This is a genomic window from Nocardioides sp. NPDC059952 (assembly GCF_042730435.1).
Classification (GTDB): Bacteria; Actinomycetota; Actinomycetes; order Propionibacteriales; family Nocardioidaceae; genus Nocardioides.
This window is the reverse complement of the sequence record NZ_JBHWLY010000123.1, coordinates 1-8,453: the sequence shown is the minus strand read 5'-3', so window position 1 is coordinate 8,453 and position 8,453 is coordinate 1. Positions and strand designations below refer to the sequence as shown.

The window sequence follows — 8,453 nt, the reverse complement described above, 5'->3', positions numbered from 1 at the left end:
GACACGGTCCCATCGAGCGCTCGATGGGACCGTGTTGGTCTCGACACCGCTCGCTGGCGCTCGCGGGGCTCGACCAGCGGGTCAGTTGTCGTCGGTGCGGCGCTTGAGGTAGCGCTCGAACTCCCGGGCGATCGCGTCGCCACTGGCCTCGGGAAGGTCGGCGGTGTCGCGGGCCTCCTCGAGGGAGCGTACGTAGTCGGAGACGTCCTCGTCCTCCTCGGCGAGGTCGTTGACGCCGCGCTCCCAGGCTCGGGCGTCCTCGGGGAGGTCGCCGAGCGGGATGGAGCACTGCAGAAGGTCCTCGAGCTTGTTGACGATGGCAAGGGTGGCCTTGGGGCAGGGCGGCGCGGCGACGTAGTGGGGGACCGCGGCCCAGTAGGAGACCGCGGGGATGTCGGACTGGATGCAGGCCTCCTGGAGCACACCGACGATGCCGGTCGGGCCCTCGTAGGACGGCGAGTCGAGCTTGAGGCGGTCGACGAGGTCGGGCTCGGTGGAGGTGCCGGAGACCGGGATCGGCCGGGTGTGCGGAGCGTCGGCGAGAAGCGCGCCGAGGGTCACCACGAGCTGACCGCCGAGCTCGTCGACGCACTCCAGGATCTCGCCGACGAACTGCTTCCAGCGCATGTTGGGCTCGATGCCGCGCACCAGGATGATGTCGCGGTCCAGGTCGGGCGGGGAGCAGACGGCGATCTGGGTGGTGGGCCAGGTGATGGAACGGAAGCCGTTCTCGTCGGTGGCGGTGACCGGCCGGTTGACCTGGTAGTCGTAGAAGTCCTCGGGATCGATCTCGGCCACCACCCGCGCGTGCCAGACGTCCATCAGATGGTCAACCGTGCCGGAGGCGGCGTCGGCCGCGTCGTTCCAGCCCTCGAACGCGGCGATCACCACAGGATCGACCAGGTCGCGGGTCTCTTCGATCTCGATCACACCTCCACCCTAGTCACCGGGACCAGGGAGGCGGCGTCGTTCACCCTGCGTACACCTTCTGAATTCCCACCTGGTGGACTCCCGGTGTCAGGATTCGGAATGAAATGGCATAGCCCGCGCACCTACGCCGTAGCGTGTTTCAGGCAAAGCCGTGCACACCACCGTGCCCGCCCGGGAGAGGAAACAAGAGTGAGTCTGCGCCCTGATGTCACCGAGACCCTGACCGCCACCTTGAAGGAGCGGATCATGGTGCTCGACGGTGCGATGGGCACTGCGATCCAACGTGACCGTCCCGACGAGGCCGGCTATCGCGGCGAGCGGTTCAAGGACTGGCACTCCGACCTGATCGGCAACAACGACCTGCTCAACCTGACCCAGCCGCAGATCATCGAGGACATCCACCGCGAATATCTCGAGGCCGGCGCCGACATCATCGAGACCAACACGTTCAACGCCAACGCGGTCTCGCTGATCGACTACGACCTGGCCGATCTCGCCTACGAGATCAACTTCGAGGCCGCGCGCCTGGCTCGTGCGGCCGCGGACATCTACTCGACCCCCGAGAAGCCGCGCTACGTCGCCGGCGCGCTCGGCCCGACGACGCGTACGGCCTCGATCAGCCCGGATGTGAACGACCCCGGCGCCCGCAACGTCACCTACGAGCAGCTCCGCGATGCCTACGCCGAGGCGACCCGCGCGCTCCTGGAGGGCGGCTCGGACCTGATCTTCATCGAGACCATCTTCGACACCCTCAACGCCAAGGCGGCGATCTTCGCCGTCCAGCAGGTCTTCGAGGAGTACGGCCGCCGCTGGCCGGTCGTGATCTCCGGGACGATCACGGACGCCAGCGGCCGCACCCTGTCGGGGCAGGTCACCGAGGCGTTCTGGGATTCCGTACGCCACGCCGAGCCGCTCCTGGTCGGCCTCAACTGTGCGCTCGGCGCCCAGGAGATGCGCCCCTACATCGCCGAGCTCGCCCGGGTCGCGGACGCCTTCGTCTCCTGCTACCCCAACGCGGGGCTGCCGAACGCCTTCGGCGAGTACGACGAAGGCCCGAGTGACACCGCGGGCCACGTCCACGAGTTCGCCACCGCCGGGTTCGTGAACCTCGTCGGCGGCTGCTGCGGCACCACGCCGGCCCACATCGCCGAGATCGCCAAGCAGGTCGAGGGGGTCGCGCCCCGCGACGTCCCCGAGGTCGAGCCCGCGCTGCGGCTCTCCGGCCTGGAGCCGTTCACCGTGACCGAGGAGAGCCTCTTCGTCAACGTGGGGGAGCGGACCAACATCACCGGGTCGGCGAAGTTCCGCAACCTGATCAAGGCCGGCGACTTCGACACCGCGCTGTCCGTGGCCGCGCAGCAGGTCGAGAACGGCGCGCAGGTCATCGACGTCAACATGGACGAGGGCATGATCGACGGGGTCGCGGCGATGACCCGGTTCCTGACGCTGGTCGCTTCCGAGCCCGACATCTCCCGGGTCCCGATCATGATCGACTCCTCCAAGTGGGAGGTCATCGAGGCCGGCCTCAAGCTCGTCCAGGGCAAGCCGATCGTCAACTCGATCTCGCTCAAGGAGGGCGTGGAGTCCTTCGTCGAGCACGCCGAGCTGTGCAAGCGCTACGGCGCCGCCGCGGTCGTGATGGCCTTCGACGAGGACGGCCAGGCCGACTCCTACGAGCGCCGGATCGCGGTGTGCGAGCGGGCCTACCGGATCCTCGTCGACGAGGTCGGCTTCGAGCCCGACGACATCATCTTCGACCCCAACGTGTTCGCGGTGGCGACCGGGATCGAGGAGCACGCGACCTACGGCGCGGACTTCATCGAGGCCGTTCGCTGGATCAAGCAGAACCTCCCCGGGGCGAAGGTCTCCGGCGGCATCTCCAACGTGAGCTTCTCCTTCCGGGGCAACAACCCGGTGCGTGAGGCGATCCACGCGGTCTTCCTCTACCACGCGATCGAGGCGGGGCTGGACATGGGCATCGTCAACGCCGGCGCCCTGGTGCCCTACTCCGAGGTCGACACCGAGCTGCGGGACCGGATCGAGGACGTCGTGCTCAACCGGCGTCCCGACGCCGCCGAGCGGCTGCTGGAGATCGCCTCGAAGTTCAACAAGGACTCACCCGAGGCGGAGGCCAAGGCCGAGGCCTGGCGCGAGCTGCCGGTCGGCGAGCGGATCACCCACGCGCTGGTCAAGGGCCTGGATGCCTACGTCGAGTCCGACACCGAGGAGCTTCGCGCCGAGATCTCGGCTCGCGGTGGCCGCCCGATCGAGGTCATCGAGGGGCCGCTGATGGACGGCATGAACGTCGTCGGCGACCTGTTCGGCGCCGGCAAGATGTTCCTGCCGCAGGTCGTCAAGAGCGCCCGGGTGATGAAGAAGGCGGTCGCCTACCTGATCCCGTTCATCGAGGCCGAGAAGAAGCCGGGCGACGTCGAGACCAAGAACGGCACCATCGTGATGGCCACCGTCAAGGGTGACGTCCACGACATCGGCAAGAACATCGTCGGTGTGGTGCTGCAGTGCAACAACTACGAGGTGATCGACCTCGGTGTGATGGTGCCCGCGCAGAAGATCCTCGACGCCGCCAAGGAGCACGACGCCGACATCATCGGCCTCTCCGGCCTGATCACGCCGTCGCTGGATGAGATGGTCGGCTTCGCCACCGAGATGCAGCGCGTCGGACTGGACCTGCCGCTGCTCATCGGCGGCGCCACGACCTCGCGAGCCCACACCGCGGTCAAGATCGACAAGGCCTACGACGGACCCGTCGTCTGGGTCAAGGACGCCTCCCGCTCGGTGCCGACCGCGGCAGCCCTGCTCGACGCGGGGCGTCGCGAGAAGCTGATGGCCGAGGTCAAGGTCGACTACGACTCGCTCCGCGAGCGCCACGCCGAGCGCCGTGAGCGGGTGTCCCTGACGTACGTCCAGGCGAAGGCCAACAAGCCCGAGATCGACTTCTCCAAGCTCCCGGCGGAGCCGGCGCAGCCCGGCGCCCACACACTGCTGGACTATCCGATCGCCGAGCTGCGCGACTACATCGACTGGCAGCCGTTCTTCAACGCCTGGGAGATGAAGGGACGCTTCCCCGACATCCTCAACAACCCGGCCACCGGCGAGGCCGCGCGCAAGCTCTACGACGACGCGCAGGAGATGCTCGACAGGATCATCGAGGAGAAGTGGCTCGAGGCACGTGGCGTCTACGGCCTCTTCCCGGCCAACTCGACCGGCGAGGACGTGGTCGTCTACGCCGATGACTCGCGCACCGAGGAGCGGGCGACACTGTTCCAGCTGCGTCAGCAGGGCCAGCACCGCGACGGCATCTCCAACAAGTCGATGGCCGACTTCGTCGCGCCCGTCGGCGAGGGGGCCGACCACGTCGGTGCCTTCGCGGTGACCGCGGGGATCGGCCTGCCGGAGCGGGTCAAGGCGTTCAAGGACGAGCTCGACGACTACTCCGCGATCATGGTGGAGGCTCTCGCCGACCGCCTCGCCGAGGCGTTCGCGGAGCGGCTCCACCAGCGCGTACGCACCGAGTTCTGGGGCTACGCCGCCGACGAGGGCGGCGACGGAAAGCTGGCCAACGAGGACCTGATCGCGGAGAAGTACTCCGGCATCCGCCCCGCCCCGGGCTACCCGGCCTGTCCCGACCACACCGAGAAGCAGACCATCTGGTCGCTGCTCGACGTGGAGGAGAAGACCGGCATCGAGCTCACCGAGTCGATGGCCATGTGGCCCGGCGCCTCGGTCTCGGGCCTCTACTACGGCCACCCCGACTCGCAGTACTTCGTCGTCGGCCGCATCGGCCAGGACCAGGTCGCCGACTACGCCCGCCGCAAGGGCTGGACGATGGCCGAGGCCGAGCGCTGGCTCTCGCCCAACCTGGGCTACGACCCGGAGGACTGAGCCCGGATCCGATGGTGCGACGCGACGAGGAGTGGGCGCGGGTGCGGTTCGCGCGGGCCCGCGTCGCGCGGCTGGCGACGGTGTCCGCGGACGGGACACCGCGGGTGGTGCCGATCGTGTTCGCGCTGGCCGGTGGCGTACTCATGACTGCTGTCGATCACAAGCCGAAGTCGACGACGCGGCTTCGACGGCTCGACGACATCGCCGCCAACCCGGCGGTCTCGGTGCTGGTCGACGAGTACGACGACGACTGGGACCAGCTGTGGTGGGCGCGCGCCGACGGCGTGGCGAGCGTGCACGAGAGCTACGACCTGGCGCCGCTGGTCGCGAAGTACGCCGACTATCGCGAGCGGCCGCCGGCGGGTCCGGTGGTCGCGGTGGAGGTCACTCGCTGGTCGGGCTGGTCGAGCCAGGCCGGCGGCACCTGACCGACGCTGACCAGGTTCCAGAAGGCCGTACGCCGCGTCAGTATCGTGACGAGGTGGTATCCGTCCGGGTGACGGACGAGCACGCCAGCGACCGGCTCGGCCGCGGGATCCAGGCGCAGCGGGACGACATGGGCCCAGGTCTCGGTGGCCGGATACCAGTAGGCGCCGACGCTCGCGCCGTCCCAGGAGGCCAAGGCGACGTTGGCCTCGGCGACTGCCGGCCGGAGCCGGGCCAGGACCTGCTCGGGAGTCATTCCCGCGCGATCGGCGTGGTCGTAGGCGATGTGGAGGCTGCCGACCGAGGTGATCGTGGCCGTCGGGTCCAGGGGCGGGGGCTCCCAGCCTGACAGCACCGTCCGGCAGCGCAGGCAGTCGTCGTCGCGGCTCCAGTCGACGAACTCTACGTCGTCGACCGTGAGGTCCTCGCCACGGCTGGTGACCAGGACGATGCGTAACCCTTCGGGATCGCGCAGCGGCAGCGGGTTGTGCTCGAGCCCGTCGCGGAAGTGCAGCAGCCCAAAGGTCTCGTTCACCCCGATCCGGTGGATCACGGCGACGCCCAGGCCCTGCAGCTGCGCCTTGGGCGACTCCCGCCGGACCAGGGCCGGATCGACCAGGTCGGCGAGCCACTCGACGAGCTCGTCGTCGAGGAGGCGTTCGGCCTCAGCCTCCAGCACGCGGTCTCCCCGCCATCAACGCGACGGCCGCCGGAACGGTCGCAGGATCTCCCCGCTGGGAGAGGAACCGCGGGAGCGCATCGCCGGCTGGGCCGGGGGCTGCGGCGGGGCGGCCCCGGCCCAGGGGCCGCGTGCGTCCAGGACGGTGGCCCACTGCGACGCGGTCGGCCGGAGGCCGGGACGGCCGGCGGCCTGGTCCATGAGCCGGGTGAGCGGACCGACCAGGATGCCGGCCTCGCCGGCGAAGGTCAGGTCCGGCCGGAGGCCGGGGGCAGCGTTGCGGTCGCCGGTGAGCACGCGGGCGATCGTGAGGGCCAGCTTGAAGCGGTCGCTGTCGGCGGTCGGCGGTAGACCGGCGTTGGTGGGGTCCTCCCAGCCGCGGGTGTCGGCGGGCGGCAGCACGCCGTCCTCGCCGGCCGGCCGGATCCCGTCGCAGTCGAGCAGCATCACCCGGGGGACGGGCGAGACCGACCAGGCGATGTTGCGCGGGGAGAGGTCGCCGAGGACCAGGCCCTGCCGGTGCAGCGCGTCCATCACCGCGGCCAGCGCCCGCATCAGCAGCACCCGCTCGTAGATCCCGGGACTGCGTACGTCACCGCTGTCCACGAGCAGACCCAGCTCCGCAAGGGCGGTGGTGGGGCCGAAGCCGGCCAGGAACGGGTCGTGGACCCGTTGCATCAGGAAGCCGGCCGTGCGCAGCCCGTCGAGCACGACCGTGTGCGGCCAGGCGGCGAAGTGGTCCACCTGCAGACCCTCGCTCTCGACGAACCCGCGGATGCGCACCAGCTCCGCCAGGGCACGGCCGTCCACGAGGCCGCGCTCTCGCGTGCGGTAGAGCTTCGCGACCGTCCCGGGGTGGTCGGCCAGCTCGATGATGCGGCCCTGGGAGCCCTGGGCGAGATGGCGTCCCAGGGTCAGGTCGCTGAGCTGGATTTCGTTCACGGAACCTCCGGCCCCAGTCGTAGGTAGGCAGATCGTACGTGGCTGGGCGATCCCGTGCCGAGTCGACGGCTCATCTGGCGGCACCGGGCCGATGACAGGATGGTCCCGGGACCCGGATGGGCGGCGACGAGGGCTGTGGGTGCGGCGTACCGTGGTGTTCACCAGGACCGGCAGCGCGAACGAGAAGAGGACAGGTGCCCCTCAGCAGGATCGAGGAGTCGACCACCCGCCACGAGGGTGGGGTCGAGTTCGGCGGCGGACGGGTCGCGTACGCCCCCGGTGAGGCGACCGTGGCCGACGCCACGGTCCGCCGGCCGAAGCTGCTCCCGGCCACGGCGACCGGTCGCGACGTACGCGATCTCTTCGGCGACGACCACGTGCACGCGGCGCTCGTCGTCGACGACCGCACGCTGCTCACGGTCATCGAACCGCACGAGGCCGAGGTGAGCGGGGACATCCCGGCGAGGACGATGGGCACGCTGGAGGGGCGCACGGTCGTCCCCGGCGCCGATCTCTGGGAGACCTGGACGTGGATGACCCGCCACGGCTGCCGCAGGCTGGCCGTGGTCGAGGACGGGCGCTGTGTCGGGCTCCTCTGCCTCAAGCGCAGCAGCCGGGGCTTCTGCTGTGACCTCGGCATCCGGGCACGGGCCATCGACGGTCATGGCGAGGTCCGCGTCCTACCGACCCCACACCACAGGAGCTGACATGGGAAGAGTGACAGTTGGACGGCCCGTGCTGCGGGTGCGTGACGGCGTCATCTCGCGACGGCCGGACAAGCTGGCCGCCGAGGAGCCGATGGAGATCAGGGTCAACGGCCGGCCGCTGACCGTCACGATGCGCACTCCCGGCGGCGACTTCGACCTGGCCGTCGGCTTCCTGGTCAGCGAGGGCGTCGTGCACTCGGCCGACGACGTCGCGAGCGTCCGCTACTGCGCCGGCGCGACCGTCGACGACGGCAACACCTACAACGTGGTCGACGTCGGCCTGGCCGCGCACGTCCCGCCGCCCGACGCCTCGCTGGAGCGCAGCTTCTACACGACCTCCTCGTGCGGCCTGTGCGGGAAGGCGTCCCTCGAGGCGGTGCGTACGTCCTCGGCCTGGTCGGTCGCCGAGGACACCCTGCGCGTCACCCCCGAGCTCTTGGCGGTCCTGCCCGAGCGGCTGCGGGAGGCACAGCGCGTCTTCGACAGCACCGGCGGCCTGCACGCTGCCGGGCTCTTCGACGCGGAGGGCAACCTGCTCTGCGTACGCGAGGACGTCGGCCGCCACAACGCCGTCGACAAGGTGATCGGGCACGCGCTGCGCGAGGGCCTGGTGCCGTTGCGCAACAGCATGCTGATGGTGAGCGGCCGCGCCTCCTTCGAGCTCGTCCAGAAGGCCGTGATGGCCGGCATCCCGCTGCTCGCCGCGGTCTCGGCACCCTCCTCGCTCGCCGTCGATCTGGCCGACGACAACGGCCTCACCCTGGTCGGGTTCCTGCGCGGCTCCTCGATGAACATCTACGCGGGCACCGACCGGATCGAGCCCGTTCCCGTCGGCTGAGAGCAGGCCATAGGCGCCGGCATTTCCC

At 69.9% G+C, this 8,453-nt stretch carries 7 protein-coding genes; 4 read left to right on the top strand and 3 right to left on the bottom strand.

What is annotated here, in order from left to right:
* Positions 1-81 precede the first annotated feature (81 nt).
* Positions 82-930 carry a PAC2 family protein gene (locus ACFV9G_RS29200; protein WP_378732866.1) on the bottom strand — a complete coding sequence of 283 codons (849 nt, stop codon included), beginning with the start codon at positions 928-930 and terminating at the stop codon, positions 82-84.
* A 246-nt stretch (positions 931-1,176) separates the two neighbouring features.
* Here ACFV9G_RS29200 and metH point away from each other — a divergent pair, with 246 nt between their 5' ends.
* Together metH and ACFV9G_RS29190 are read left to right on the top strand one after the other, a co-directional pair.
* Positions 1,177-4,833: a methionine synthase gene (gene metH, locus ACFV9G_RS29195; RefSeq protein ID WP_378732868.1), complete on the top strand. Its 3,657-nt coding sequence runs from the start codon at positions 1,177-1,179 to the stop codon at positions 4,831-4,833.
* Positions 4,834-4,844: 11 nt separating this feature from the next.
* The gene (locus ACFV9G_RS29190; RefSeq protein ID WP_378732864.1) at positions 4,845-5,261 is read left to right on the top strand and encodes a TIGR03668 family PPOX class F420-dependent oxidoreductase; all 417 of its coding nucleotides are present in this window, start codon (positions 4,845-4,847) and stop codon (positions 5,259-5,261) included.
* Here ACFV9G_RS29190 and ACFV9G_RS29185 read toward each other — a convergent pair.
* Together ACFV9G_RS29185 and ACFV9G_RS29180 are read right to left on the bottom strand one after the other, a co-directional pair.
* Positions 5,174-5,938, bottom strand: coding sequence for a hypothetical protein (locus ACFV9G_RS29185; RefSeq protein ID WP_378732862.1), 765 nt, complete (start codon positions 5,936-5,938; stop codon positions 5,174-5,176). The genes ACFV9G_RS29190 and ACFV9G_RS29185 overlap by 88 nt on opposite strands.
* A gap of 15 nt (positions 5,939-5,953) precedes the next feature.
* The gene (locus tag ACFV9G_RS29180) at positions 5,954-6,880 is read right to left on the bottom strand and encodes a hypothetical protein (protein ID WP_378732860.1); all 927 of its coding nucleotides are present in this window, start codon (positions 6,878-6,880) and stop codon (positions 5,954-5,956) included.
* Between the two features lie 194 nt (positions 6,881-7,074).
* Here ACFV9G_RS29180 and ACFV9G_RS29175 point away from each other — a divergent pair, with 194 nt between their 5' ends.
* Positions 7,075-7,587, top strand: coding sequence for a hypothetical protein (locus ACFV9G_RS29175; protein WP_378732858.1), 513 nt, complete (start codon positions 7,075-7,077; stop codon positions 7,585-7,587).
* Between the two features lies 1 nt (position 7,588).
* A complete protein-coding gene (fdhD, locus tag ACFV9G_RS29170; RefSeq protein WP_378732856.1) occupies positions 7,589-8,425 on the top strand; it encodes a formate dehydrogenase accessory sulfurtransferase FdhD in 837 nt (278 codons plus the stop codon).
* The last annotated feature ends 28 nt before the right edge of the window (positions 8,426-8,453 follow it).